This is a genomic window from Allobosea sp. P2_A10 (assembly GCF_056405115.1).
Window position 1 is genome coordinate 271198 of record NZ_JBFUCS010000002.1, and the last position, 24804, is coordinate 296001.

The window sequence follows — 24804 nt, forward strand, 5'->3', positions numbered from 1 at the left end:
TAGGCGATAGTTTACGAGCCCGCAAGTGAACTTCAGCAGTCGAATACGGTCATCTACAAGCAATATTGCAACGCCCTGTAAATGCAGAATGACGCGGGGACTGTTACCGTGTGTGAGTTGTGGCGGCCATGATTGTCTTGTCAGGTCAGACGGCGATCACTACCAGTCGACCGCAGCAGGGGATTGCAATGCCTTCGACGCGCGCAGACAAAAATCACGGCAACGGACCAAAGGCGCAGCCGCGAAGGCGCGCGCCCCGCGCAGAGACGAGACACGACGTCCGGATCGTCCATGAAACACAGCTCAGCGACGAGTATTCATGGCTGCGCGCGGCGAACTGGAAGGATGTGCTGCGCGACCCCAACGTGCTTCCAGCCGATATCCGCAGTCATCTCGATGCGGAAAACGCCTATTGCAAACGCCTGATGGCGCCGACGCGCGCGCTGCAGCGCGAACTCGTCAAGGAGATGCGCGGACGCATCAAGGAGGACGATTCGAGCGTGCCGCAGCCCGACGGACCGTTCCTTTATTACTCACGCTATCGCAAGGGTGGCGAACACCCGCTGATCTGCCGCAAGCCGCGCAGCAGCACGTCTCGCAGCGGCAAGTCTCGCAGCGGCAAGTCCCGCGAACAGATTATGCTCGACGCCGATACGCTGGCCGAGGGCAAGGACTTCTTCGATCTCGGCGACGCCGCGCACAGTCCCGACCACACGCTCCTCGCCTGGAGCGCCGACGAGGCCGGCTCGGAATTGCACAGCATCCGGGTTCGCGATCTTGCGACCGACACCGATCTCGTCGACCGCATCGACGACACCACCGGCGAGATGATCTGGGCGCGCGATTCCCTGTCTTTCGCCTATGTCAGGCTCGACGCCGACCATCGCCCGTCGAGGGTGATGCGCCATCGGCTCGGAACCGATCCAGCGGGCGACGAACTGCTGCATGAGGAAGACGATGCCGGCATGTTCGTCGATATCGACAAAACGCAGTCGGGCCGCTTCCTGCTGATATCGATCGGCGACCACGAGACCTCCGAGATCCGGGCGCTCGACCTCGCGGATCCGACCGCGAAGCCCGTGACGATCGCGCCCCGGCTGGTCGGGCGGCAATATGATGTCGAGCATCACGGCGATGACTTCCTGATCCTGACCAATGCCGGAGACGCGGAGGACTTCAAGATCGCGATCACGCCGGTCGCCGCGCCCGCACCCGAGAACTGGCGCGATCTCGTGCCGCACAAGGCCGGGCGGCTGATCCTCAACCATGTCTGCCTCAAGGACCGGCTGATCCGGCTGGAGCGCGAGGACGGGCTGCCGCGCATCGTGATCCGCGACCTCGCCAGTGGGGCGGAAACCAGCATCGCGTTCGAGGAGGAAGCCTACGGGCTTGGCCTCGACGCCGGCTACGAGTTCGACACCGAAACCTTGCGCTTCATCTACGCCTCGATGGCGCGTCCTGCCGAAACATTCGATTATGACATGGCCACCGGCGAACGCTTGCTGCTGAAGCGCCAGGAAGTGCCCTCGGGCCATGATCCGGCGGCCTATCGCGTGCGCCGCATCTTTGCGACGGCGAAGGACGGCGCCAAGGTGCCGGTCTCGCTGCTGCACCGCGCCGATCTCGCACTCGACGGCAGCGCGCCCTGCCTGCTCTACGGCTATGGCTCCTATGGCTCGGCGATGTCGGCCTCGTTCCGGACGCGGCCGCTCAGCCTGGTCGATCGCGGCTTCGTCTACGCCATCGCCCATGTTCGGGGCGGCACCGACAAGGGCCGGGGCTGGTATCTCGACGGCAAGCGCGACCGCAAGATGAATACCTTCACCGATTTCATCGCCGCAGCCGAGGCGCTGGCCGAGGCCGGGTTCACGACGCATGGTCGGATCGTGGCGGAAGGTGGCAGCGCCGGCGGCATGCTGATGGGCGCGGTCGCCAACATGGCGCCCAGCCTTTTCGCGGGCGTGCTGGCGGAAGTACCCTTCGTCGACGTGCTGAACACGATCCTCGATGATACATTGCCGCTGACGCCGCCGGAATGGCCGGAATGGGGCGATCCGATCCGCGATGTCGCGGCCTTCCACATGATCCGGAGCTATTCGCCCTATGACAATGTCAAGGCGCAGCGCTATCCGCCGATCCTGGCGATGGGCGGGCTGACCGACCCGCGCGTGACCTATTGGGAACCGGCGAAATGGGTGGCGCGGCTGCGCGCAACCATGACCGGCGGCGGTCCTGTGATGCTGCACACCAATATGGACGCCGGGCATGGCGGCTCGGCGGGGCGCTTCGACTCGCTGAAGGAGACCGCGCTGTCCTACGCTTTCGCAATTCAGGCCGTCGGCGGCGCGTGGCCCGACAATGCCTTGCCAAGCGACAGCGAACCAGCAAGCTGATCAGACGCCGAGCCTCGACTTCTCGCTGGCGAGATAGGTCTTGAGTTCGTCCATCGAGCCGAAATTATAGTCGCCATCCGGTGTGCGGGCCTTGATCGAGCCGTCCGCATAGATGGTGAAATTCGCATCTCCGACCTGATAGGCGCCGACGATGCCCTCGTTCGAGGCGGCCGGAGGAGCAACATCGGCGACCTCGTCCGGTTCGGGCTCCGAGTGCGCCGCGATATCGTCCGGCAGGACGGGCGAAATCTCCTCGGCCGGGGCTGGAGCATCGCGCGCCTCGGGTTCGGCGGCCTCGATCGCCGCGTCGAGTTCCCTGTCTCTGTCCAGCGTCGGCCATTCCGGGACATGAGCTTTTTCCGCCGGCGCAGAGCCGCGCTTCAGCGTCGGCCATGGCGGAAGCTGCAGGTCGGGTGGCAGCGGCATCTCGGCGACAACAGGTGCGGTCTCGTCGGAATCCACCGCTGGAGGCTGGACCGGAGGTTCGGCGAACCAGGGCTCGCGACGCGCGGCCGGGCGGTCCATCCAGGATTCCGCCATCCAGGACTCGGCGGCTTCGATCTTGCCGCCCTGACGACGCCCATCGTCCCGCGCGGGAATGTCCGCGGCCTGATTACGGTCGCCGGGTCGGTCTGCAAGATCGTCGCGCAGGGAGCCGAATGCGTCGTCGCGCGGTTCGGAGCGGAGCGCGGACACCATCGGCTTGTAGGGTTCGGGCTCGGGCCAGGCCAGCAGCGTGTCGAAATCCGGCTCGCTCTTGCGGGGGGGCTCCACAGTCTCGTGGGAATGGAATGCGTCGGAGGCGTCTTCAGCCGCTGCGTGCTCCGCAACAGCCGGAGCGGTCGGCGCAAGCAGCGCATCCGAAAACGGATCCCTGATGTCGTCGGCCGGGGCGATCGAAGCCGACGCGACAATAGGAGGTTCGTCGGCGGTTTCCTGCGACGTGCCGAGATCGGCCATCGCCGCCGCCGGGAGCGCATCGTCATGGCGATCCAGCCCGGACATGTCCGGCTGGTCTACCTCGGCCTTCGCGCCCTCGGCATCCGTCTTCTCGAACAGATCGGCATCGTCGCCCGACGATGACGTCGCGGCCAAAGCCTGTTCGAACGAAGCCCCCTCCGGTGCGGTCTCACTTTGGGGCAATGGATCATGACGCAGTTCATCGCGCGCCAGCATCCTGCCGGCAATCACAGCCGCGCCTGCTCCAGCGACAGCGCCCACTGCGGCGCCCGACAGACCCGTTCCAGAGCCGCCTTTGTCAGTGGATGGGCCGTCCAGATCGCGATCTCCGGCGCGGGAGATCGAGAGAGCCGGCGGTTCCGCCGCGAGTGAAGCAACCGAGACCGCCATCACGGCGTTGGAGAGCGTCATCCTGAGCTGCTTAAGCTCGGCCATGACACGCGACAGCGCCAGCAAGAGCACACCCGCCACGACCGCGACCGAGCCCACAATGACCTGCGTAAAGCCGCGCTCGAGCACCATATAGGGATAGCCATCGACGATGCTCGCGATGCCGCCACCGAGAAAAATCACACCAAGCAAAACGAAGAGCGTGCTCAATTCAGCATTCCTGACCAGACGACCGGTGGCTCGGTCACTGCGCGACCCGGTCTATCATCATCTAACGTATTGAATAAGAGAGTGTTTCAATGACGCGCCTCGATAGACCGATAAATCCGGCCATATTGAGGCGCGGTTTCCGCAACGACATGCCCCGATCCACCACCACGGCGGTTGCCGGGGACTGGCCGGAGGCTTAACTAGATCGGGAATGGCGGACCGCTCCTCGTGGGCGACCCGACCCAAGCCGTTCCCAAGCCCGGGCGTTCTGCCCGGCCCGTGCGATCCGACAGCCCAAGGAGAGGCAACGATGTCCTTCACCCTTCCCGAACTGCCCTACGCCCATGATGCGCTTCAGCCCTTCATGTCGAAGGAAACGCTGGAATACCATCACGACAAGCATCACCTCGCCTACGTCACCAACGGCAACAACGCGATCAAGGGCACCGAATTCGAGGGCAAGTCGCTCGAAGAGATCGTCAAGGGCTCGCACGGCAAGAGCGCGCCGATCTTCAACAACGCCGGCCAGCACTACAACCATCTCCACTTCTGGAAGTGGATGAAGCCCAATGGCGGCGGCAAGCTGCCGGGCGAGCTGGAGAAGGCCGTGATCGACTCGTTCGGCTCGGTCGAAAAGATGAAGGAAGATTTCGTCGCCGCCGGCGTCGGCCAGTTCGGCTCGGGCTGGGCCTGGCTCGAGGTCAAGGGCGGCAAGATCGCCGTCAGCAAGACCCCCAATGGCGAGAGCCCGCTGGTCACCGGGGCTGCGCCCATCCTCGGCTGCGACGTCTGGGAGCACTCCTACTACATCGACTACCGCAACCGCCGCCCCGACTATCTCAAGGCGTTCCTCGAGAGCCTGGTGAACTGGGAGTATGTCGCGGAAATGTACGCAGCCGCCGCAAAGGCCTGATATCCGCGACAGCGCTGATATGGAAACGGGGCCTTTCGGCCCCGTTTTTTATTGCGGTGCGGGGCCGGGCTTCAGGCCGCGACGCTGTGCAGGAACTGGTCGACCGTCGAGCGCAGGCGCAGCGCCTGGGCCGCGACCTCGCCGGCGGCTCCCCTGACCTGCTCGGCCGAGCGGCCGGTCTCCTCGACGCTGTCGGCAAGCACGCTGAGATCGCTGGACACCGACAGCGACGACGACGACGCCATGGCGACGCCCGAAGCGATCTCGCCGGTCGCAATCGCCTGCTGCTCGATCGAGGTCGCGACCGAATTGGCGAAGTTCTCGATCGCGCCCATGCGCTCGGCGATGTTCTGGATCGCGCCGACGACCTCGCCGGTGGCGCCCTGGATCGCGCCGACCTGAGCGACGATCCGGTCGGTCGCGTCCGCAGTCTGCGAGGCCAGCGACTTGACCTCGGAGGCGACCACGGCAAAGCCCCTGCCCGCCTCGCCGGCGCGGGCGGCCTCGATCGTGGCGTTGAGCGCCAGCAGATTGGTCTGCGCCGCGATGTCGCGGATCAGGTTGACGACCTCGCCGATGGCGCGCGCGGTCTCGTCGAGCGCGCGGACCGAGCTCGCCGTATCGCGCGAGACCGACGCGGCCTCGACGATCTCGGTGCGAACGCGGCGGACCTGGAATTCGACCTCGCGGATGGCGGCGCCCATTTCCTCGGCCGCCTGGGCTGCGTTCTCGACGTTGCCCGAGGCACCATGCGCGTTCTGCGCGGCGCGCGCCGCGCGCTCGGAGGATTCGGCCGCGACCCGGGCAAGCCCGTCGGACGCTTCGCTCATCCGGTCGGCATTGCTTTTGAAGGCCTCAAGCGCCACGCCGACCTCGGCACGAAAGAGCGCGATCGATTCGTCGACGCGCTTCTGATGCGCGCTGCGCTCGGCTTCCGAAACATGCTGCTTCTCCTGCAGGGTCGCGCGCTCGGCGAGGCTGACCTTGAGGATGCCGAGCGCATGCGCGATCGCACCGATCTCGTCGCGCCGGCCCACGGCGTCGATCGGGGTATCGAGCTTGCCATCGGAAATGCTGACGATGGCGCGGGTCATGCTCTTCAACGGCTTCATGGTCTGCGACAGCGATATCCACAGAAGCGGACCGAGCACGACGAGAATGGCGATGCCGAAACCGATGGTGGCGAACTGCTCCCAGTTGGCGCGCGCCACGAGGCGGGTCTTGTCGAAGCGGACGGCGATGTAGCCGATCTGCTTTTGATGGCCACCGACCTTCACCACATGCAGTTTGGTGACATAGGTCCTGTCCTCGATTTCGGTCGAGGTGACCTCCATCAGCCTGTCCCAGGGCTCACGCCCGAGCGCAGCCTTCAGGGTGCGAGGGGTCAGCGACAGGCGGGCTTCCTCGGTGCGGCCGGCGCTGGCCAGGGCGGAAATGTCGTCGGCGACGATACCGGCGTCGAAATCGGGGTCGCGGCGCAGCGATTCGAGGATGTAGCCCAACGTCGTGGTGTCGCGCGACAGGATCAGGGCCGGCGACGCATTGACGACCATGGTGGTCAGCGCCGTCATCTTCTGCTCCAGGTCGCCGCGCGTCTTGGCGTCGTTGTAGCGAGCGACCGCAATGACCACGAAGACGATCGCAACGGCGACGATGGCGACGGCCGCGCCGGCGATCTGGCTGCCGAGCGAACGGGTGACACCTTCCCTCGCGGGAAGCACCCCGGCAGGGCTGGCCACCTTGCCGGCTCGCTTGAACCATTTCATTGCGCTGATATCCCCGAATTTCATCGATTTCGCATGCGTTCGCCGCGCATGATCGCTGGGGAACGATGTTGAACGAACGAGGTAAAGAATCGATTGCACCCGGCTCACCCGAGGCGGCGAGAGCCGTGAAGTCCCGCTGCGGCCGAATGGCGGCGCGTCAGGCGAGACCGGCGAACCGAACCATGGCGAGGCTCGGCGGCGGCGCAAAGCCAAGCAGCGCGGCATGTTCGAGGGGTCGGGTCGCGATCACCGGATCGAGCGTCGCAAGCTCGTCGTCGATGAAGCCGGGATGGCACATGACGAGATGGGCCGGGCCGGGCCGCGTCAGGAACCGGCCGAGATCGGCATTGAAATCGCGTTGCGGGTCGAAGGGCGAAACCCCCGAAAAGCCGCGATTGACCGGGATGCCGCGCCGGCGCGCCGACTTCGCCAAGCCCTGCGCGAGGCCAGCGATGACCAGCGCCTTTTTCACTGCAACGCCCCGCTCCCGGATGGCGCGGGCTGAATCGGCGGGATCGCGCAGATAGACCGAGCCCGGCGGATAGCGCCGCTGCAGTTCGGCCAGCACTGCGCCGCGCACGCCCGGCAGGACATGGACATGCTGATGGCCGTCCACAAAGTCCGGGGCGCGTCCAAGCCCGGCCTCGAAGGCGTCGAGCTGGCGCGCGATTTCGGCGGCGATCTCCCGCCGGGCGGCAGACGAGACAAGCGCCGCGCGCGCAACCTCGCCGAGCTTCGGCAGGACGTCGCCCGGCGCCAGCCTCGGCATCGACCCGAGCGGCGCGGCGCAGGTCAGGTTGAGATGCAGGCCGAGATCGGCATCGGCGACATGCGCGCCGAATTCCGCCGCGAGGCGCATCCAGTGCGGCCGGTTGGTCATCGCGCCCGCGGCCGAGAGCTTTCGGGCTTCGAGAAGCGCCAGGATCGAGCGGCTGACGCCATCCGTCATCGCGAAATCATCGGCGCAGAGAACGAAGCCGGTCGCCATCGTGCCTGTTGTCACTGGTTCATCCAAAACCGTGTAGAAGCCAATGCTTCTGTGCAGATTGCATCCGGCCTGTCGAGACGCGCCTTCTGGCGTCGGGACGAGAGGCCGGTGTCGAGAGGTCGTTCGTGTCCGAGATGTCGCCTGCCCCGATTTCGACAGCGCCCAAGGCCGAAGCCAACCGGCCGGAGCTCTCCATCGTCGTGCCCGTGCATAACGAGGCCGACAATGTGCCGCTGCTGGTCGAGCGCGTGAATGACGTGCTTGCGGGCCAGGTCTCGTCCTGGGAGTTCGTCTTCGTCGACGACGGCAGCCGCGACGGCACGCTGTCGGTGCTGAAGCTCCTGAGCGCCGGCGATCAGCGCATCAGCGCCGTCTCCTTCAGCCGGAACTTCGGCAAGGAGATCGCTATCGCGGCCGGGCTCGACCATGCGCGCGGCGACGCCGTCGTGATCATGGACGCCGACCTGCAGCATCCGCCCGAGACGATTCCGGTGTTCCTGGCGAAATGGCGCGAGGGCTTTCTCAACATCTACGGCCAACGCGCCGACCGCGACGGCGAAAGCGCGCTCAAGCGCAATTTCGCGAAGATGTTCTACCGGCTGTTTGCAAGCTTCGGCGAGACCGAATTGCCGGAAGGCGCCGGTGATTTTCGCCTGCTCGACCGCAAGGTGGTCGATGCGCTGCGCGCGCTGCCCGAGCGCGCGCGCTTCTCGAAGGGGCTCTACGCCTGGGTTGGCTTCCCCTCGACCGGCGTCTCGTTCGAGGTGGCGGACCGCCTGCATGGCGAGACGAAATTCCGCTATCGCCGGCTGTTCTCCTTCGCATTCGACGGGCTGTCGTCGTTCTCGACGGTGCCTTTGAAGATCGCGACCTGGGCCGGCGTCGTCATCGCCATCATCGCAGCCTTCACAGCCTTATTCTTCATGGTGCGTACTCTGATCTTCGGTACCGACCTGCCGGGCTTTCCCTCGCTGATCGTCTCGATCATGTTCTTTTCCGGCATCCAGCTGATCTCGCTGGGGCTGATCGGCGAATATGTCGGACGCATCTTCGCCGAGGTGAAGCGCCGGCCGCTCTATCTGATCGGCGAGCGCGTCGGCTTCGACGCCCGCACCGTCGATCATCCGCGCGGCGACGCGCTGCCGCCGCTGATCAGGTAGACGCAAGGCGGCCGATCTGGGATGAAGGCCACCTCTTTCATTTCGCCTGCAACCCCGCCGTCATCCCGGACAAGCGGCGAAGCCGCGCCGATCAGGGATCCATCATAGGGCGACACAGTGCTCTATGATGGATCCCGGATCTCCGCTTCGCTGCGTCCGGGATGACGGCGTCGTGGTTCCAAGCAAGGTTGCCGCTTCGCGATGCTCAAGAAAATCCTGTCCGTCAGCGGCTTCACCCTGCTGTCCCGCGTGTCCGGTTTCGTGCGTGACATCGTGCTGGCGGCCGTGCTTGGCGCCGGGCCGATGATGGATGCGTTTTCGGTGGCGTTGCGGCTGCCGAACCATTTCCGCGCCATCTTCGGCGAGGGCGCTTTCAACCAGGCCTATATCCCAGCCTATGCGCGGGTCCGCCAGCAAACGGGACAGGCCGCCGCCGCGCTGTTCGCCAACCGGGTGTTCAGCCTGAACCTCGTCGTCCAGATCGTGCTGCTGGGGCTCGCCTTGCCCTTCATGCCGGAGATCGTGCGACTGCTCGCGCCGGGCTTCGCCAATGACCCCCAGCGCTTCGATCTCGCGGTCGCGCTGACGCGGATCACCTTCCCCTATCTGCTTTTCATCACGCTGGTGACGCTGCTCTCGGCCAACCTCAACGCCGTCGATAAATTTGCAGCGGCTGCGGCTGCGCCGATCCTGCTCAATATCTGCCTCATCGCAGCGCTTGCCATCGCGTTCCTGTTTCCGAGCGCGGCCTATGCCGCCGCCTGGGGCGTCGCGGTCGCCGGCGTGCTCGAATGGCTGCTACTGACGCTCGCGTCCCGCAAGGCCGGCGTCGCTGCAGCCTTGACCCGCCCTCGCCTCGACGGCGACGTGAAGGCCTTCCTCAAGGCGTTCGGGCCGGCCGTGATCGGCTCGGCCGGTGTCCAGATCGCGCTCTTCGCCGACACGATCATCGCCTCGCTGCTGCCGGCGGGCGCCTATGCCGCGCTGTACTATGCCGAACGCCTTTATCAGCTGCCGCTCGGCGTGATCGCGATCGGCGTCGGCACCGTGCTGCTACCCACCATGAGCCGGCTGCTGGCGGCTGGCGATGTCGCCGCGTCCGACAGGGCGCAGAACCGGGCGGTAGCGCTGACGCTGGTGGCCGCCGCGCCGTTCGCCGCCGCCTTCCTCGCCGTTCCCGAACTGATCGTCGCGGCCCTGTTCGAGCGCGGGCGCTTCGACGCGGCGGCGAGCCAGGCGGCGGGCGCCGTTCTATTCGCCTATGCCATCGGCCTTCCCGCGATCGTGCTGATCCGCACGCAGGTCTCGAGCTTTCAGGCGCGCGGCGACACGACCACGCCGATGCTGGTCTCGCTGGCGGCGATTGCCGGCAATGTCGGGCTGAAACTGTTGCTGTGGCGCGATTTCGGCGCGCCGGGGCTGGCGCTGGCTACGGCGGCCGGGGCCTGGATCAATGTCGGCGCGCTGTTCGTACTCGGCGTGAAGCGCGGCTGGACACGGCCCGCACCGGGGCTGCCGGCCTTCATCACGACCGTGCTGGTCGCCGCCGCCCTTGCCGGGCTTGCGGCCCGCTTGAGCGCGCCGGCCCTGCTTGTGGCAGCCGCGTCGGTCCCGCTGGAGCCGAAGCTTGTGGCGCTCGCAGCGGTCGGCCTCGCGGCGGCCATCGTCTATGCCGTGGTCGTCGCAGCCGGACTCCGCATTGGCGGCCTCACCCGGCTGCTGCGCTGACGCTGACGCCTCACGCGGCCTTCGACTTGGCGAAGTCCATGTACATCTCGCGCGCCTTGCGGAACATCGGGCCGGGCTGGAGCGCGGTGTTGTCGATCCGGGTCACCGGCATGCATTTCGAGTAGTTGCCCGAGATGAAGATCTCGTCGGCCTGCTCGAAATCGCCATAGCGCAGGCTCGTCTCCTCGACCGTGACGCCGCTTTCGCGCATCAGCCTGATGACGCGCTGGCGGGTGATGCCGTTCAGGAAGGTGCCGTTGGCGACGGGCGTCCTGACCACGCCGTCCTTGGCCATGAAGATGTTGGACGTCGCGGTCTCCGCGACATTGCCGAGCATGTCGAGCACCAGCGCATTGTCGAAGCCGGCGGCCTTGGCGGCGCGCAGGATGCGGGCATTGTTGGGGTAGAGGCAGCCAGCCTTGGAGTCCGTCGGCATCGTCTCCATCGTCGGGCGGCGGAACGCGCCCTTCGTCACCGAGAAGCCGGCGCTCGGCTGCGGCATCGGCGCCTCGAACAGGCACAGCGCGAACTGTGTCGATTCAGCGTCGGGGATGATGGTCGAAGGACCATCGGCCTCGCCCCAATACATCGGCTTGATGTAGAGCGCGGTGCCGGGCGCGAACTTCTTCACGCCCTCATGGGTCTTCTCGATGATGAACTCCGGCGTCACGGTCGCCTTCAGGCCAAGGCCGACCGCCGAGCGATTGACGCGGGCTGCGTGCAGATCGAGATCGGGAGCGACGCCGTCGAAATAGCGTGCGCCGTCGAAGACCGAGGAGGCCTGCCAGAGCGCATGGCTGCGCGGCCCGACGATGCCGGGATTGCCCTCGTGCCATGTGCCGTCGAACCAGGTCCAAGTCTGAGAATACCAGGCCATTCCGGCGCTCCGTTTCAGTGATTTCTGCCGGGCGACACCGTCTGCCCAGTCGTTGCCTTCGTCAACACGGCGGCGATGACGGGATGTGATGGATGCGATCCGAACGGGTGATGGATCAGAACCCGAGCGCGCGTGCGCCTGCGACCACCGCCATGCCGACGCCCAGCGCGAGCAGTTCGCTGCGCCTGAGCACCATGCTGCCCATGGCGGCGAGCAGAGCGAGCGCGGCCGACAGGCCGAGACGCTCGATCAGCGGGAGGACGGTCGCAACCACGATCGAGCCCGGCAGCGCCGCAAGCCCGCGCCTGACCGCCGGCGTCAGCGGGATGAAGCCCATCAGAACGACGCCGGAAATCCGGCAGAGATAGGTGGCGACCGCCATGGCGAGGATGGCGATGAAGGGGCCCCAGGGGCCGAGCTCAGGCAGCGTCATCGCGCAACGCTCCCACCAGCGCCCCCGACAAGGAACCGACGATGATGAAGGCATAGCCGTCGACGAGCTTGGCTGTGACGAGCGCCACCAACCCGGCCACGACCCAGGGCACGGCGGCGCGCATGCCCCGCCACATCGGCACGATCATCGCCGCAAAGAAGATCGGCATGACCAGGTCGATGCCGTATCGCCGGGGATCGGCGACCAGCGCGCCGAGCAGATAGCCCGGCACCGTCGCCGCGACCCAGACCAGCCAGAGGGCGACGCCGGCTCCGATCAGCACGCCGAGATCGCGTCCGCCCTCGCCATGATAGCGCGTGCCGACCAGCCAGTTTGCGTCGGTGAAGAGGAAGAGATGCGCGGCATTGGTCCGCCTGGAATAGGGCGCGAACCAGGGCTGCAGCGAAGCGCCTTGCAGGACCATCCGCGCATTGACGGTCGCGGTGACGACGGCAAGCCCTGCTATCGCTCCCCAGGTCCACTCAGGCCGCCAGAGTTCCATGGCCACGAGTTGAGCCACGCCGGCATAGACCAGTCCGCTCATCAGCACGGTCTCGAGCAGGCTCAGGCCCTTGGCCGAGGCTGCCGCGCCGAAGGCGACCGCGAAAACGACGATGCCGGGCATCAGAACCGAGACGCGACGCAGGCCGAGCAGCGCGCCCTGCCAGCTCAGCAGGACGTCGGTGGGTTTCGGGCCGGGTTCGGGAGAATGCTCCATCTCTTCCCAAGAAAGCCTGCGCCAGCGCACGTCAACGGACGACAATGGCAAGGCCGCATGAGGAGAGCGCAGGGCGGGACACGGCAAAGCCGTGGGGGTAAGCTTCGCCGATGATCTGGCTGAGTTCCGAGAGCGAGCCCGCACCGACCCTGCCAGCCGCCTGGCTGATCGCGACCGGCGCCGAGCCGGCCAATCTGATCGAGCGATCGGCCTTGCGGCGTCGGGTCGCGCGCGCGATCATAGCGACGCAAGCCAATTTGGCCGAAGCCGACGTCGTGATCGACCATGACGCGCGCGGTCGGCCGCTCCTTGCCCACCCGGCCGGCACCGGTCTGCATCTGTCGCTGGCGACGCGCGCCGGGGTCGTGGCTGTCGCGCTGGCGCATCATCCCGTCGGCGTCGATGTCGAGCGCGTCGATCCGCTGCTGGCGCTGCCGCTGGAAGCTCTGCATCCGCGCGAAAGGGAGGCGCTGCTATCCTTGTCGGAAGCCGCCCGGCCGCTCGCCTTCGCGCAGATCTGGGCCGGCAAGGAGGCGTATGTGAAGGCGCTCGGAACCGGGTTCGCGCGACCGCCGGAAAGCTTCGCGCTGACGCTTCTCGGCGAGGATGGCCTTGTGATCGACGATCCCGGGCGCGGGCTGGCGACGGGTCATGGCCGCCTCGTGAAAAACGGCGGCGAGGTTACCCTCGCCGCCGCCCTGGTTTTACTCGATTGAACGCGCCGGTCAGTGCGTTCGCGCGGCGCGCTCCTTGCGCCATTTGAAGAAGAAACCGGCCGCGAGCACGAACAGCGCCCCGACAGCGTCGCTGAGATATTCGAGGATGCCGCTGGGCGCGCCATAACGCGCCGTCACCCAGGGATCATTCGCGATCATGTCGCCCGCGATCCAGCCGAGCAGCGCAGCGCCGAGCCAGATCAGCACCGGGAAGCGCGTCAGCAGACCCAGGATCATCGTCGAGCCGTAGATGATCAGCGGGATCGACAGCACGAGCCCGAACACGAAGAGCCAGACATTGCCATGCGCGGCAGCGGCGACCGCCAGCACGTTGTCGAGGCTCATCACGGCGTCGGCGATCGCGATCGTCTTGACCGCGTCCCACAGCGTCGTGCCGGCCTGGACGTCGCCGTGATCCTCCTCGCCATGGATCAGCTTGATCGCGATCCAGAACAGCAGGAGCCCGCCGCCGATCTTCAGGAAGGGGATCGCGAGCAGATAGGTGATGACCAGCGCGAACAGGATGCGCAGGCCGATCGCGGCGCCTGCTCCCAGCCAGATGCCGAGCTTCCGCTGCTCCTCGGGCAGGTTGCGGCAGGCGAGCGCGATCACGACCGCGTTGTCGCCCGACAGCAGCAGATCGATCCAGATGATCTGCAGCAGCGAAATCAGGAACTGGGTCGAGAAGAAATCCATGCAGCACCCTTGTCGGTCGCGCGGCCCGCCGCGGGCGCGGCGGGGGTGAGTGAAAGGCTCCGGCGCATGCGCGCCCGAGCCGCGTCAGTGAGCCTCGGCCCGCCGGTTCTTCAGCAGGTAGCCGACGCCGACCACGATCAGCGCGCCGACGATGGCGGCGGGGTATTCGAGCTTGTGCAGCAGGTCCGCGCCGAAGGTCGTGATCAGCCAAGGGTCGGAATCGAGCATCTCGCCCGCGACCCAGCCGAGCAGGGCCGCGCCGGCCCAGACCAGGATCGGAAATTTTTCCAGCAGCTTCGTGATCAGCGATGCGCCGACGACGATCAGCGGGATCGAGATGACGAGGCCCGCCACCAGCAGCGGCACTGAATCCTTGGCGACGGCGGCGATGGCCAGCACATTGTCCAGACTCATGACGATGTCGGCGATCGCGACCGTCTGCACCGCCTTCCAAAGCCGGTCGCTGGCGGCGACGGAATCGTCCTGCGCCTCGCCATCCTCGGCGATCAGCTTGATCGCGATCCAGAGCAGCAGCAGCGCGCCGGCGATGCGCAGGAACGGCGTGTTGAGAAGCGACGCGATCAGCACCGTGAAGATGACGCGCAGCACGACCGCGACGCCGGCGCCCAGGACGATGCCCTTGGTGCGCTGCTCCGGCGGCAGGCCGCGACAGGCGAGCGCGATGACGACCGCATTGTCGCCCGACAGCACGATATTCAGAATGATGATCTCGAAGAGCTTCCCCCAAAGGAGAGGGTCGCTGAAGGAGATTGCCGAGAAATCCATGATCTAGCCACCTTTTGGCATGCGGATATCATCTCCTAACCAATCCGGGCGGCGAAGTCGCCTCCCCGCACGGATGGTCGGGCGTTCGCGAAATCCGTCAGCCGAGCGCCTGCTCCACCGCCTTGCCGGCCGCCTCCGTTCCCAACGTGCCACCGAGATCGCGCGTGCGGGTGCGGGCATCGCCGAGCGCGCGCTCGATCGCCGCCTCGATGCCCTTGGCGGCTTCGGTCTCGCCGAGATGGTCGAGCATCATGGCTCCCGACCAAATCTGGCCGACCGGATTGGCGATGCCCTGCCCGTAGATGTCGGGCGCCGAGCCATGGACCGGCTCGAACAGCGACGGGTAATCGCCGGTCGGGTTGATGTTGCCGCTTGGGGCAATGCCGATCGTGCCCGTGCAGGCCGGGCCGAGATCCGACAGGATGTCGCCGAACAGGTTTGAGGCCACGACCACGTCGAAACGGTCGGGATTCAGCACGAAATGCGCGGTCAGGATGTCGATATGGTACTGGTCGACGGCGATATCGGGATAGTTCTTCGCCATCTCCTTCACCCGCTCGTCCCAGTAGGGCATCGTGATCGAGATGCCGTTGGACTTGGTCGCCGAGGTCAGCTTACGGCGCGGCCGGCGCATCGCCAGCTCGAAGGCGTATTTCAGCACGCGGTCGACGCCGACGCGGCTCATCACCGTCTCCTGCAGCACGATCTCGCGCTCCGTGCCGGCATACATGCGCCCGCCGACGGAGGAATATTCGCCCTCGGTGTTCTCGCGCACGACGAAGAAGTCGATGTCGCCGGGCTTGCGGCCGACGAGCGGACAGGGCACGCCGGGCATCAGCCGGACGGGGCGCAGATTGACGTACTGGTCGAATTCGCGCCGGAACAGCAGCAGCGAGCCCCAGAGCGAGATGTGATCGGGCACCTGGGCGGGCATGCCGACCGCGCCGAAGAAGATCGCGTCATGGCCGCCGATCTTTTCTTTCCAGTCGTCGGGCAGCATCTTGCCGTGCCTGGCGTAGTAGTCGCAGGACGAGAAGTCGAACTCGTCCAGGCGCAGCTCGAAACCGTATTTCTTCGCCGCCGCCTCGAGCACACGCACGCCTTCGGGCATGACTTCCTTGCCGATGCCGTCCCCGGCGATGACGGCGATGCGGTAGACGCGATTGGTCCCGCTCTTGCCCGTGGTGGTCATGGGGTCTCTCCAAAGAAGGCCTGGAATTCGGCCGCGACGAGATCGGGGATCTCCTCGGCGAGATAATGCCCGCCCGGCAGGGCGCGGCCTTGGACGTTGTGCGCGCGCAGACGCCAAAGCGCCAGCGGATCGAAGCAGCGGCCGATGACGCCGTTCTCGCCCCAGAGCGCGAGCAAAGGCAGCTCCAGCTTGCGGCCGCCATCGGCGTCGTCATGGGCGATGTCGATCGTCGCCGCCGCGCGGTAGTCCTCGCAGCTGCCATGGATCGTCGCGGGATCGGCAAAACAGCGCAGGTAGTGCGCCAAAGCCTCCGGCGCGAACGGCGTCAGCCCGGCCGAGCCGGAGCCGCATTTCTTGCGCCAGTAGGCGTCGGGATCGGCCCCGATCATCGTCTCGGGAAAGGGCGCGGGCTGGATCAGGAAGAACCAGTGCCAATAGGCGCGCGCAAACGCGTCGCTGGTGTTGGCGTACATTTCGCGCGTCGGAGCGATGTCGAGCGTGGCGAGTTTTTGGACCCGCCCGGCGTGATCCAGCGCCAGGCGATGGGCGACGCGCGCGCCGCGATCATGCGCGCCGACCATGAAGCGCTCATGGCCGAGCGCGCTCATCATCTGCGCCATGTCGAGCGCCATGGCGCGCTTGGAGTAAGGAAAATGCTCGGCGTCGGTCGTCGGCTTGTCGCTGTCGCCATAGCCGCGCAGATCGGCGCAGACGAGCGTGAAGCTGTCCTTGAGCCGCGCGGCGACCTTGTGCCAGAGCGCATGCGTCTGCGGATAGCCGTGGAGCAGCAGCAGGGCCGGCCCCTGCCCGCCCGTCCGCACCCGGATGCGCGCACCTGACGTCGCGACGTCGAGAAGGCGGAAGCCGGGGAAGAGGCTGTCAGTGACGGGGAGTTCGGTGAGCGACATCACGACCGCGAAGTTGCAACAATGGAAGTGCCGATAGCCTGATTTTCCAGCGATTGCGCGCGCCGATTATTACACAATCAGGATCAATGGTGGCGAGGTGGTTTGGCGAGGTCGGACGCTTCTTCCCTTCTCCCGGATGAGAGAAGGTGGCGCGGAGCGACGGATGAGGGCCTGCCACTGCTCCAGTGGGCGCGAGCGGAGCCGTTTTCGTCTCATCCATCGAGGGCAGGCCCCTCATCCCTGCCCTTCTCCCATCCGAGAGAAGGGTTCCTGCAGCCCCTCACCCCCGCAGCGACGCCCCATAGCGCTTGGCCATCTCCGCCACGATCTTCGCGCCGACTGCCTCGATCTCGGTCTCGGTCAACGTCTTCTCGACGGGCTGCAGCGTCACTGCCAGCGCAACCGACTTCTTGCCTGCCTCGACGCCCGGTCCCTCGTAGAGATCGAAGACGGCGACGTCGGAAATCAGCGCCCGGTCGGCGTTCTGCGCGGTTTTCAGCATGTCGCCCGCCGCCGTCTTCTTCTCGACGATGAAGGCGAAGTCGCGCGTCACCGGCTGGAAGCCCGACAGGCTAAGCTTCGGCTTGACCTTGGTCGGCTTGTGTTTCGGCAGCGGCAGCGCATCGAGATGGATTTCGAAGGCGACCAGCGGCCCCTTGACGTCGAGCGCCTTCAGGATCGTCGGATGAACCTCGCCGAACGCGCCGAGCACGCCCTTGGGGCCGAACTGCAGGAGAGCCGAGCGCCCGGGATGCGCCCAGGCCGCGCCGCCAGGAACGATCTGCAACCCGCCGACCGGCACGCCGAGGCCGGCGAGCAGGCCCATCACATCGGCCTTGGCGTCGAGCACGTCGATGGGCTTGGCCGCGCCGTCCCAATGCCGGCCGACGCCTTCGATCCGCGCCGTGCCGCGACGCAGTCCGGCTGCCGCGATGAACTGGCCCTCGGGCGTGTCGTCCCTGAAGACCTGCCCGACCTCGAACAGCGCGACATCGCCAAAGCCGCGATCGGCATTGGCCTGCGCCGAGCGGATCAGGCCCGGCAGCAGCGAGGGGCGCATGTCGGAGAGGTCGGCCGCGATCGGATTGGCGAGCACGAGCTTGTCCGAGCCGCCGCCGAAGAGCTTCGCCTGATCATGCGAGATGAAGGACCAGGTTACGGCCTCGACGAGCCCGCGACTGGCGAGCAGGCGCTTGGCCTGGCGCGTGCGCTTCTGCAGGACGGTCAGGACCGGCTTGACGACCTCGCCCTTGATGCGCGGCAGCGGCGTGGAGGTTACGCGGTCGAGCCCCGCTATGCGCAGGATTTCCTCAACCAGATCGGCCTTGCCGCCGATATCGGCACGCCATGAAGGGGCCGCGACCTTGACGCGTTCGCCAGCGCCCGAAACGTGGAATCCGAGCGAGTCCAAGGCGAGCTTCATCTCGACCTGCGGCAGATCGAGCCCGGTCAGGCGCTTGACCTCGGACCAGGGGAAATCGATTGCGTGGGGGCGCTCCGGCAGTTCGCCCTCGAACACCATTTCCGAAGCCTGCCCGCCGCAGAGTTCGAGGATCATCGCGGTCGCGAGATCGAGGCCCGGCCGGCAGAAATCGGGATCGACGCCACGCTCGAAGCGATAGCGCGCATCGCTGTTGAGGCCGAGCGCCCGGCCGGTGCGGGCGACCGTCAGCGGGTCCCAGAGCGCGCTTTCGACCAGCACGTCGATGGTGCTCTCGTCGCAGCCCGAGGCCTCGCCGCCCATCACGCCGGCAAGCGATTCGACGCCGTGATCATCGGCGATCACGACATGCTCGTCGGTCAGCGCATAGGTCTTGCCGTCGAGCGCGAGCAGGGTCTCGCCGGATTTGGCGCGGCGCACGACGAGATTGCCCGCGACTTTGGCGGCGTCGAAGACGTGCAGCGGCCGGTTGCGGTCGAAGGTCATGAAGTTGGTGATGTCGACCAGCGTGTTGATCGGGCGAAGCCCGATCGCGCGCAGACGCGCCTGCAGCCACTCCGGCGACGGACCGTTCTTCACGCCGCGCACGAGCCGCAGCGCAAAGGCCGGGCAGAGCGCCTTGTCCTCGGGAACGAAATCGAGCGTGACCTTGACCGGGCACGGGAAAGCCCCGCGCAACGGCTGTGCCTGCGACGACTTCAACGCACCCAGGCCAGCGGCGGCAAGATCGCGCGCAATGCCTGAGACGCCGAGCGCATCGGCGCGATTGGGCGTGACCGCGATCTCGATCGTGGCGTCGTCGAGCCCGAGCCAGGCGGCATAGGGCTGGCCGACGGGCGCATCGGCGGGCAGGTCGATGATGCCGTCGGATTCATCGGAGGTCTGGAGTTCGGCGGCCGAGCACAGCATGCCGTTGGATTCGACGCCACGGATGACGCCCTTGCCGAGCGTGATGTCCTTGCCGGGGATATAGGTGCCCGGCGGAGAGAACACGCTCTTCATGCCGGTACGGGCATTGGGCGCGCCGCAGACGACCTGCACGGGTTCGCCCGAGCCGGTGTCGACCATGCAGACACGCAGGCGGTCGGCGTTGGGGTGCTGCCTGGCCTCGATCACATAGGCGATCGTGAAGGCTTCGAGCGCTTTCGCCTTGTTCTCGACACCCTCGACCTCGAGCCCGACGCGGGTCAGGGTCTCGGTGATGGTGTCGAGGGTGTCTGTCGTTTCGAGATGGTCCTTCAACCAGGACAAAGTGAACTTCATGGTCGTCCGTCGCTTCTCATATTGGCATGGGACAGGCTCGGCGCAGCTGCGTTGAGCTGATCGTCGCCGTCTGTTCTGATCTTCATCGCATTGCCGCGCCAGCTGACCTCGCCGGCAACGAAGGCATAGGCCCAGATGCCGGGGAAAACGACATCGCGGACGAGCAGCGCCAGCGGCATGCGCCAGGACAGATACCAGCCGACGCCCCGAGCAAGCGCGATCTCGGCGGCATACCAGGGCAGGAGCACGAGCAAGGGCGCGAGCCAGAGCGGATAGCCCAGGCCCGACGCTGCAACCTGCGCCAGCAGCACCGCCAGCAGCGGACCTGCAAAGATCTCCGGCGCGAAGAAGGGCAGGAAGGTGACGCGACGCAGCCGCGCCCAGCGGAACTGGCGCTGGACCACGTCATGCAAGCTGCGCTCGCCCAGCGGCTGCTCGAAGGGCTGGCCGACGAGGTGGACATGCTTGCCGGCGCGCCGGACGAGCTTGGTCGCGGCCGCGTCCTCGGCGATCTCTTGCCCGAGCGCGGCGATGCCGCCGCGTCCATCGAGAAAAGGCTTGTTCCAGAGCATGGACTTGCCCTGCGCGAAGCCGAAGCCGAGCGCCTCGCCGGCATATTGCCAACGCGCCTGGAAGGTGTTGAGGAAGGCGCATTCCAGCTCGGCCGCGAAGCCCTGCGGGCGCGACCCCGCCGGCGTCGAGCAGACCAGCCCGGTGTCGGGCCGCCAGGACGCCAGCATGCGCTGGATGTAATCCTTCGGCATCAGCACGTTGGAATCGGCGAGAATGACCCATTCGGTCGCAGCCGCTTCCCAGCCTTTGACGCAGTTGTTCAGCTTGGGATTGGCGCTGACGGCGACATCGCCGGTGATCAGGCTGACGCTATCGGCACCGAAGCGGCCGATCAGCTCCTCGATCAGCGGCACGATCGGATCGTCGGCATCGGCCGCGCAGAAGATCGTCTTGTAGCGGGGATAGTCGAGCGTCAGGCCCGAGGTCGCTGTCTCCCGGCTGAACGCCTCGATCCCGCGGACAGGGCGCACGATCGTCACCGGCGGCAACGCGTCGAGCAGGGCGCAGCCCTTGTCCTTGCGGCGCAGGCGCACGAAGGCGATCGCCTGGCAAAGCAGGTTGGTCGCGACCATCAGCGCCGCGAACAGGCCGGCTGCGGCTGTGAGCGTCAACGGAGCCATTCCCGCAGCGAAGACCCGCTCACGACGACAGCCCACCCGTCAGTGTCGGCAAATCGAGCGGGCGGAAGCCGTAATGCTGGAGCCAGCGGACATCGGCCTCGAAGAACGGGCGCAGGTCAGGCATGCCGTATTTCAGCATGGCGATGCGGTCGATGCCCATGCCCCAGGCGAAGCCCTGATAAACCTCGGGGTCGAGCCCGCAATTCCTGAGCACGTTCGGATGAACCATGCCGCAGCCGAGGATTTCGAGCCAGTCCTCACCCTCGCCGAAGCGGATTTCGCCGCCCTTGCGCGAGCACTGGATGTCGACCTCGACGGAGGGCTCGGTGAACGGGAAAAAGGACGGCCGGAAGCGCATCTTGACCGCGTCGATCTCGAAGAACGCCTTGCAGAACTCCTCCAGCACCCATTTCATGTGGCCCATATGGGTCTTCTTGTCGATCACCAGCCCCTCGACCTGATGGAACATCGGGGTGTGGGTCTGGTCGGAATCCATCCGGTAGGTGCGGCCGGGGATGATCACCCGGATCGGCGGTTCCTGGCTCATCATGGTGCGGACCTGCACCGGCGAGGTGTGGGTGCGCAGCAGCTTGCGCTCGCCATTGGCGTCGGGCGCGAAGAAGAAGGTGTCGTGCATCTCGCGGGCCGGATGGCCGACGGGGAAGTTCAGCTTGGTGAAGTTCAGGTCGTCGGTCTCGATATCGGGCCCTTCCGCCACCGAGAAACCCATATCGCCGAAGATCGCGGTGATCTCGTCGATGACCTGGCTGATCGGATGGATGCGACCACGCGCCTCGGGCCCCTCGCGGACGGGCAGCGTGACGTCGATGGTCTCTGCTGCGAGGCGCGCCTCGAGCGCGGCTTCTCCGAGCGCATCCTTGCGGGCACTGAGCGCACTCTGGACGCGGTCGCGCAGGCCGTTGATCAGCGGACCCTTTTCCTTGCGCTCGTCGGGCGTCATCGCGCCCAGCGTCTTCAGCAGCGCCGAGATCGAGCCCGCCTTGCCGAGCGCGGCGATGCGCAGTTGCTCAAGCGTCGCTTCGTCCTGCGCGCCGGCGATCTCGTCGAGAAGGCTCGCGCCAAGGGTGTCGATCTCGTTCATGCCTGCTCTGGTCCGTTTGCGAGGCATCTTCTATGGTGTCGCCAGCAGCGAATCCAGAGGCAATCATGCTGGCAAAGCATCGCCTCAACGGCGAATCGGGCTCTCGGCAAGGGATTGAGCGCAGCAGCATGACAATCATGTCTCAATGGCGCGGCGTCCTGCTCTGTCTGGCGCTGGCGAGCGCGATCTCCGGCCGTGCCCATGCCGAGGATGGCCGACGCGTCACGATCACTGGCGAGATCAGCGACACCTGGTGCACGATCAGCGGGCTGATGTTCGCCAAGGGCACGGCGCATCATCAATGCGCCATCTGGTGCGCGCTCGGCGGCATTCCCGTCAGCATCCGCGATGCGGACGGCAAACTCTATCTCATCCTCAGGATCGGCGACGACGAGGACAGCGCCGGCAACCCGCGCGTCGCCCGCATGGCGACGCGTCAGGTCACGGTCGATGGCGAGATGCTGGAGCGCGACGGGGTGACCTACCTCCTCGTCGACCGCATCGCCGACGATAAGGGGGTCATCACGATGACGCATGAGGAATACGGCATCCAGCCGTTCGGGAACTGAGGGGATGGGCGCCAACCTCCTCGTCCCGACCACACGAGCCCTCATCCTGAGGAGCGGACGCCGTCCGCGTCTCGAAGGATGCTCCAGAGCGCGCTGGAACATCCTTCGAGACGCCGCTGCGCGGCTCCTCAGGATGAGGGCTGTGGGGCTTGGCGTCGCGGCGCTGATGGCGTTTGCCCCTGTCGCGGCCAACGCCGCCGAAGCCTGGGGCATTCCCCACGAGAAGCCGGCCGTCCTGAAGGGACGCGTCGTCGATGCGCTGTGCCGGCTCAAGGGGCGCTGCGCGCCCGATTGCGGGGCTGGCCGGCGCCAGCTCGGCCTGGTGCTGGCGGACGGCACCTTCCGGCTCGTGGCGAAATCCAACATCGATTTCGCCGGAGCGACGGTGGACCTCATCGGCTTCTGCGGCCGCGAGATCGAGGCCGACGGCCTGCTGATCGAGAACCCGGCGGTGACCCTGTTCTTCGTGCAGGGCGTGCGGACAGACGCCACCCTGCCCTATACGCCGGCCGAGCGTTTCAAGCCGGACTGGGAAGCGCGCAACGGCAGGGCCGAGGAGTGGTGGCGCGCCGACCCCCAGGCCAACCACCTGATCGCGGAGAATGGGCCGCTGGGCATCAAGGGACTCGTGCCGAAGCCAAAGCCCTGAGACCGCTCACGGCGCGCTCACGAAGCTGCAATCGTGTCTCACACCCAAGTGAAGTGCCGGCTGCCGCGCCCGTGCTAGCGTCGCCTCAGGGAAACGCAAAAAAGAGAGCGCGACATGCGAATGATGATGCTGGCTGCCGCCACGCTCCTGGCGCTGATCACGCCCGCTGCCGCGCAGGCGCAGGAGAACGGCAAACGCGTTCAGGTCTCGGGCGAGATCGTCGACACCTGGTGCGCCGTCACCGGCATCATGTTCGGGCTCGGCACGGCGCATCATCAATGCGCGGTCTGGTGTGCGGTCGGCGGCATTCCCGTCGCGATCAGGGACAAGGATGGCCAGTTCTACATGGTGCTGCGGATCGAGGAGGAGGATGTCAGCGTCGCCTCGCCGAAGATCGTCAAGATCCAGACCCATGAGGTCACCGTCGATGGCGAGCTGTTCGAGCGTGACGGTGTCAAATACCTGCTCGTCAACAAGGTCGCCGACGACAAGGGCATCGTGAACCTGACCCATGACGAGCACGGCGTTGTGCCGTTCGGGGAGTGACGACGATGCGCAAGCTGCTATTCGCCCTCGCCCTTCCCGCCGCTCTCGTCCTGCCCGCCGCGCTCGCCTGCACGCCCGCCATGGCCGCCGACCCCTGGGGATTGAAGGACGAGAAGACCGTGTCCTTCCCCGGCAAGGTCGTCGATATCCTGTGCACGCTGAAGGGCGACTGCCCGGCGGCCTGCGGCGCGGGCAAGCGCCAGCTCGGCATCCTCGCGACCGACGGCAAGCTCTACACTGCGGCGAAAAGCAACACGCTCTTTGCCGGCACGGCGCGTGATCTTGTCCCGTGGTGCGGCAAGACCATCGAGATCGACGGCCTGCTGGTCGAGAACCCGGCCATGCCGATCCTGATGGTGCAGGGCATCCGGGAGAAAGCCAGCGAAGCCTTCATGCCGACCGAGCAGTTCGAGAAGGACTGGACCGCCGCCAACGGCAAGGCCGACGAATGGTGGCGCGCCGACCCGACTGCGAAGACAGCACTGGCGGAGAACGGCATTCTCGGCCGGAAGGATCTGAAATGGCCGAAATGAGCACATCGATCGGCCGGAGGGCGCTGCTGGCCGGCCTGCTCGCCTTGCCGGCGGGCGGCGCGTTGGCGCAGGGGCATCAGGGCCACCATGGCGTCGCTCCGCCCGACAGCGTGTCGCATGACCGGCTGGCGACGCAGTTCGGAGGGCCTTTTTCGCTTGTCGACCAGACCGGCAAGCGCCTCGGCGATACCGATTTCCGTGGCCGCTTCATGCTGGTCTATTTCGGTTTCACGCGCTGCACCGACACCTGCCCGGTCGATCTGCCGATCATCGCGCAGGCGCTCGACGCCATCGGCCCGCTCGCCGACAGGGTCGCGCCAATTTTCGTCACCGTCGATCCTGACAACGATACGCCGGCGGTGATCGCCCCTTATGTCGCAGCGTTCCATCCACGCCTGATCGGACTGACCGGCAGCGAAGCCGAGATCGCCGCCATCGCCAAGGCCTACAAGGTGCATCGGCGCAAGCTGACGCAGGCCCATCACGGCGCCGGCGAGTATGCCGTCGATCATGGCTCGCTGACCTATCTGATGGACCGGAACGGGCGCTTCCTGACGCTGCTGCCGCATAATGCGGGCGCGGACCGGCTGGCCACGGTGCTACGGAAATATCTCGAAGCGGCGAGCTGACCATCCCACAGGCGACAAGCCCGGCGGGATCGGCCTATGCAAAGG

At 66.4% G+C, this 24804-nt stretch carries 23 protein-coding genes; 10 read left to right on the forward strand and 13 right to left on the reverse strand.

Annotated features, from left to right (window positions below):
• Positions 1–188: 188 nt before the first annotated feature.
• The gene (locus AC1DZY_RS05405; protein WP_476819050.1) at positions 189–2393 is read left to right on the forward strand and encodes a S9 family peptidase; all 2205 of its coding nucleotides are present in this window, start codon (positions 189–191) and stop codon (positions 2391–2393) included.
• Here the strand turns inward: AC1DZY_RS05405 and AC1DZY_RS05410 are convergent, their stop codons facing one another.
• Positions 2394–3953 (reverse strand): hypothetical protein, encoded by a 1560-nt coding sequence (locus tag AC1DZY_RS05410; RefSeq protein ID WP_476819051.1) that lies wholly within the window; start codon positions 3951–3953, stop codon positions 2394–2396.
• 310 nt (positions 3954–4263) lie between these two features.
• Here AC1DZY_RS05410 and AC1DZY_RS05415 point away from each other — a divergent pair, with 310 nt between their 5' ends.
• Positions 4264–4866 (forward strand): superoxide dismutase, encoded by a 603-nt coding sequence (locus AC1DZY_RS05415; RefSeq protein ID WP_476819052.1) that lies wholly within the window; start codon positions 4264–4266, stop codon positions 4864–4866.
• Positions 4867–4937: 71 nt separating this feature from the next.
• Here the strand turns inward: AC1DZY_RS05415 and AC1DZY_RS05420 are convergent, their stop codons facing one another.
• Positions 4938–6632 carry a methyl-accepting chemotaxis protein gene (locus tag AC1DZY_RS05420; protein WP_476819053.1) on the reverse strand — a complete coding sequence of 565 codons (1695 nt, stop codon included), beginning with the start codon at positions 6630–6632 and terminating at the stop codon, positions 4938–4940.
• Positions 6633–6789: 157 nt separating this feature from the next.
• Positions 6790–7635 carry a ChbG/HpnK family deacetylase gene (locus tag AC1DZY_RS05425; RefSeq protein ID WP_476819054.1) on the reverse strand — a complete coding sequence of 282 codons (846 nt, stop codon included), beginning with the start codon at positions 7633–7635 and terminating at the stop codon, positions 6790–6792.
• A gap of 119 nt (positions 7636–7754) precedes the next feature.
• On the opposite strand from AC1DZY_RS05425, the gene AC1DZY_RS05430 reads away from it, so the two are divergent.
• Both AC1DZY_RS05430 and murJ read left to right on the forward strand, forming a co-directional pair.
• Entirely contained in the window at positions 7755–8780 is a 1026-nt protein-coding gene (locus AC1DZY_RS05430) for a glycosyltransferase family 2 protein (RefSeq protein ID WP_476819167.1), read from the forward strand.
• Positions 8781–8981: 201 nt separating this feature from the next.
• Positions 8982–10508 carry a murein biosynthesis integral membrane protein MurJ gene (gene murJ, locus AC1DZY_RS05435; RefSeq protein WP_476819055.1) on the forward strand — a complete coding sequence of 509 codons (1527 nt, stop codon included), beginning with the start codon at positions 8982–8984 and terminating at the stop codon, positions 10506–10508.
• Between the two features lie 10 nt (positions 10509–10518).
• On the opposite strand, the gene AC1DZY_RS05440 is transcribed toward murJ, so the two are convergent.
• The 3 genes from AC1DZY_RS05440 to AC1DZY_RS05450 all read right to left on the reverse strand — a co-directional run bounded on the left by AC1DZY_RS05440 (position 10519) and on the right by AC1DZY_RS05450 (position 12536).
• Positions 10519–11385: a branched-chain amino acid aminotransferase gene (locus AC1DZY_RS05440; protein WP_476819056.1), complete on the reverse strand. Its 867-nt coding sequence runs from the start codon at positions 11383–11385 to the stop codon at positions 10519–10521.
• A 115-nt stretch (positions 11386–11500) separates the two neighbouring features.
• Positions 11501–11818: an AzlD family protein gene (locus AC1DZY_RS05445; protein ID WP_476819057.1), complete on the reverse strand. Its 318-nt coding sequence runs from the start codon at positions 11816–11818 to the stop codon at positions 11501–11503.
• Positions 11805–12536, reverse strand: a complete 732-nt coding sequence (locus AC1DZY_RS05450; protein WP_476819058.1) for an AzlC family ABC transporter permease — start codon at positions 12534–12536, stop codon at positions 11805–11807. The genes AC1DZY_RS05445 and AC1DZY_RS05450 overlap by 14 nt, the downstream gene beginning before the upstream one ends.
• Positions 12537–12646: 110 nt before the next feature.
• On the opposite strand from AC1DZY_RS05450, the gene AC1DZY_RS05455 reads away from it, so the two are divergent.
• On the forward strand, positions 12647–13252 hold the full coding sequence (locus AC1DZY_RS05455) for a 4'-phosphopantetheinyl transferase family protein (protein WP_476819059.1): 606 nt from the start codon (positions 12647–12649) through the stop codon (positions 13250–13252).
• A 9-nt stretch (positions 13253–13261) separates the two neighbouring features.
• Here AC1DZY_RS05455 and AC1DZY_RS05460 read toward each other — a convergent pair whose 3' ends face one another.
• The 7 genes from AC1DZY_RS05460 to pheS all read right to left on the reverse strand — a co-directional run bounded on the left by AC1DZY_RS05460 (position 13262) and on the right by pheS (position 21833).
• The gene (locus AC1DZY_RS05460) at positions 13262–13948 is read right to left on the reverse strand and encodes a TerC family protein (protein WP_476819060.1); all 687 of its coding nucleotides are present in this window, start codon (positions 13946–13948) and stop codon (positions 13262–13264) included.
• A gap of 84 nt (positions 13949–14032) precedes the next feature.
• A complete protein-coding gene (locus AC1DZY_RS05465; protein ID WP_476819061.1) occupies positions 14033–14734 on the reverse strand; it encodes a TerC family protein in 702 nt (233 codons plus the stop codon).
• Positions 14735–14831: 97 nt separating this feature from the next.
• Complete coding sequence (locus tag AC1DZY_RS05470) at positions 14832–15926, reverse strand: tartrate dehydrogenase (protein WP_476819062.1); 1095 nt, start codon at positions 15924–15926, stop codon at positions 14832–14834.
• Positions 15923–16834 (reverse strand): alpha/beta fold hydrolase, encoded by a 912-nt coding sequence (locus tag AC1DZY_RS05475; RefSeq protein ID WP_476819063.1) that lies wholly within the window; start codon positions 16832–16834, stop codon positions 15923–15925. The genes AC1DZY_RS05470 and AC1DZY_RS05475 overlap by 4 nt, the downstream gene beginning before the upstream one ends.
• A 280-nt stretch (positions 16835–17114) precedes the next feature.
• Positions 17115–19538 carry a phenylalanine--tRNA ligase subunit beta gene (pheT, locus tag AC1DZY_RS05480; RefSeq protein ID WP_476819064.1) on the reverse strand — a complete coding sequence of 808 codons (2424 nt, stop codon included), beginning with the start codon at positions 19536–19538 and terminating at the stop codon, positions 17115–17117.
• On the reverse strand, positions 19535–20722 hold the full coding sequence (locus AC1DZY_RS05485) for a ceramide glucosyltransferase (protein WP_476819065.1): 1188 nt from the start codon (positions 20720–20722) through the stop codon (positions 19535–19537). Before AC1DZY_RS05485 ends, pheT begins: the two co-directional genes overlap by 4 nt.
• A gap of 28 nt (positions 20723–20750) precedes the next feature.
• The gene (pheS, locus tag AC1DZY_RS05490) at positions 20751–21833 is read right to left on the reverse strand and encodes a phenylalanine--tRNA ligase subunit alpha (RefSeq protein ID WP_476819066.1); all 1083 of its coding nucleotides are present in this window, start codon (positions 21831–21833) and stop codon (positions 20751–20753) included.
• A 128-nt stretch (positions 21834–21961) separates the two neighbouring features.
• Between pheS and AC1DZY_RS05495 the strand changes: the two genes are divergently transcribed.
• The 5 genes from AC1DZY_RS05495 (at position 21962) to AC1DZY_RS05515 (ending at position 24759) form a co-directional block, all read left to right on the forward strand.
• Positions 21962–22402: a hypothetical protein gene (locus AC1DZY_RS05495; protein ID WP_476819067.1), complete on the forward strand. Its 441-nt coding sequence runs from the start codon at positions 21962–21964 to the stop codon at positions 22400–22402.
• A gap of 133 nt (positions 22403–22535) precedes the next feature.
• A complete protein-coding gene (locus tag AC1DZY_RS05500; protein WP_476819068.1) occupies positions 22536–23051 on the forward strand; it encodes a hypothetical protein in 516 nt (171 codons plus the stop codon).
• Between the two features lie 114 nt (positions 23052–23165).
• On the forward strand, positions 23166–23597 hold the full coding sequence (locus AC1DZY_RS05505; RefSeq protein ID WP_476819069.1) for a hypothetical protein: 432 nt from the start codon (positions 23166–23168) through the stop codon (positions 23595–23597).
• Between the two features lie 5 nt (positions 23598–23602).
• Positions 23603–24130, forward strand: a complete 528-nt coding sequence (locus tag AC1DZY_RS05510; RefSeq protein ID WP_476819070.1) for a hypothetical protein — start codon at positions 23603–23605, stop codon at positions 24128–24130.
• Complete coding sequence (locus AC1DZY_RS05515) at positions 24127–24759, forward strand: SCO family protein (protein WP_476819071.1); 633 nt, start codon at positions 24127–24129, stop codon at positions 24757–24759. The genes AC1DZY_RS05510 and AC1DZY_RS05515 overlap by 4 nt, the downstream gene beginning before the upstream one ends.
• The last annotated feature ends 45 nt before the right edge of the window (positions 24760–24804 follow it).

Bases quoted from the DNA above. Each gene is read 5' to 3' on its own strand.
- murJ (WP_476819055.1), top strand. From the start codon at position 8,982: ATGCTCAAGAAAATCCTGTCCGTCAGCGGCTTCACCCTGCTGTCCCGC.
- AC1DZY_RS05475 (WP_476819063.1), bottom strand. From the start codon at position 16,834: ATGTCGCTCACCGAACTCCCCGTCACTGACAGCCTCTTCCCCGGCTTC.
- AC1DZY_RS05510 (WP_476819070.1), top strand. From the start codon at position 23,603: ATGCGCAAGCTGCTATTCGCCCTCGCCCTTCCCGCCGCTCTCGTCCTG.
- AC1DZY_RS05420 (WP_476819053.1), bottom strand. From the start codon at position 6,632: ATGAAATGGTTCAAGCGAGCCGGCAAGGTGGCCAGCCCTGCCGGGGTG.
- AC1DZY_RS05500 (WP_476819068.1), top strand. From the start codon at position 22,536: ATGAGGGCTGTGGGGCTTGGCGTCGCGGCGCTGATGGCGTTTGCCCCT.
- AC1DZY_RS05415 (WP_476819052.1), top strand. From the start codon at position 4,264: ATGTCCTTCACCCTTCCCGAACTGCCCTACGCCCATGATGCGCTTCAG.
- AC1DZY_RS05505 (WP_476819069.1), top strand. From the start codon at position 23,166: ATGCGAATGATGATGCTGGCTGCCGCCACGCTCCTGGCGCTGATCACG.
- AC1DZY_RS05495 (WP_476819067.1), top strand. From the start codon at position 21,962: ATGACAATCATGTCTCAATGGCGCGGCGTCCTGCTCTGTCTGGCGCTG.
- AC1DZY_RS05440 (WP_476819056.1), bottom strand. From the start codon at position 11,385: ATGGCCTGGTATTCTCAGACTTGGACCTGGTTCGACGGCACATGGCAC.
- pheS (WP_476819066.1), bottom strand. From the start codon at position 21,833: ATGAACGAGATCGACACCCTTGGCGCGAGCCTTCTCGACGAGATCGCC.
- AC1DZY_RS05470 (WP_476819062.1), bottom strand. From the start codon at position 15,926: ATGACCACCACGGGCAAGAGCGGGACCAATCGCGTCTACCGCATCGCC.
- AC1DZY_RS05465 (WP_476819061.1), bottom strand. From the start codon at position 14,734: ATGGATTTCTCGGCAATCTCCTTCAGCGACCCTCTCCTTTGGGGGAAG.
- AC1DZY_RS05455 (WP_476819059.1), top strand. From the start codon at position 12,647: ATGATCTGGCTGAGTTCCGAGAGCGAGCCCGCACCGACCCTGCCAGCC.
- AC1DZY_RS05445 (WP_476819057.1), bottom strand. From the start codon at position 11,818: ATGACGCTGCCTGAGCTCGGCCCCTGGGGCCCCTTCATCGCCATCCTC.
- AC1DZY_RS05460 (WP_476819060.1), bottom strand. From the start codon at position 13,948: ATGGATTTCTTCTCGACCCAGTTCCTGATTTCGCTGCTGCAGATCATC.
- AC1DZY_RS05430 (WP_476819167.1), top strand. From the start codon at position 7,755: ATGTCGCCTGCCCCGATTTCGACAGCGCCCAAGGCCGAAGCCAACCGG.
- AC1DZY_RS05450 (WP_476819058.1), bottom strand. From the start codon at position 12,536: ATGGAGCATTCTCCCGAACCCGGCCCGAAACCCACCGACGTCCTGCTG.
- pheT (WP_476819064.1), bottom strand. From the start codon at position 19,538: ATGAAGTTCACTTTGTCCTGGTTGAAGGACCATCTCGAAACGACAGAC.
- AC1DZY_RS05515 (WP_476819071.1), top strand. From the start codon at position 24,127: ATGAGCACATCGATCGGCCGGAGGGCGCTGCTGGCCGGCCTGCTCGCC.
- AC1DZY_RS05405 (WP_476819050.1), top strand. From the start codon at position 189: ATGCCTTCGACGCGCGCAGACAAAAATCACGGCAACGGACCAAAGGCG.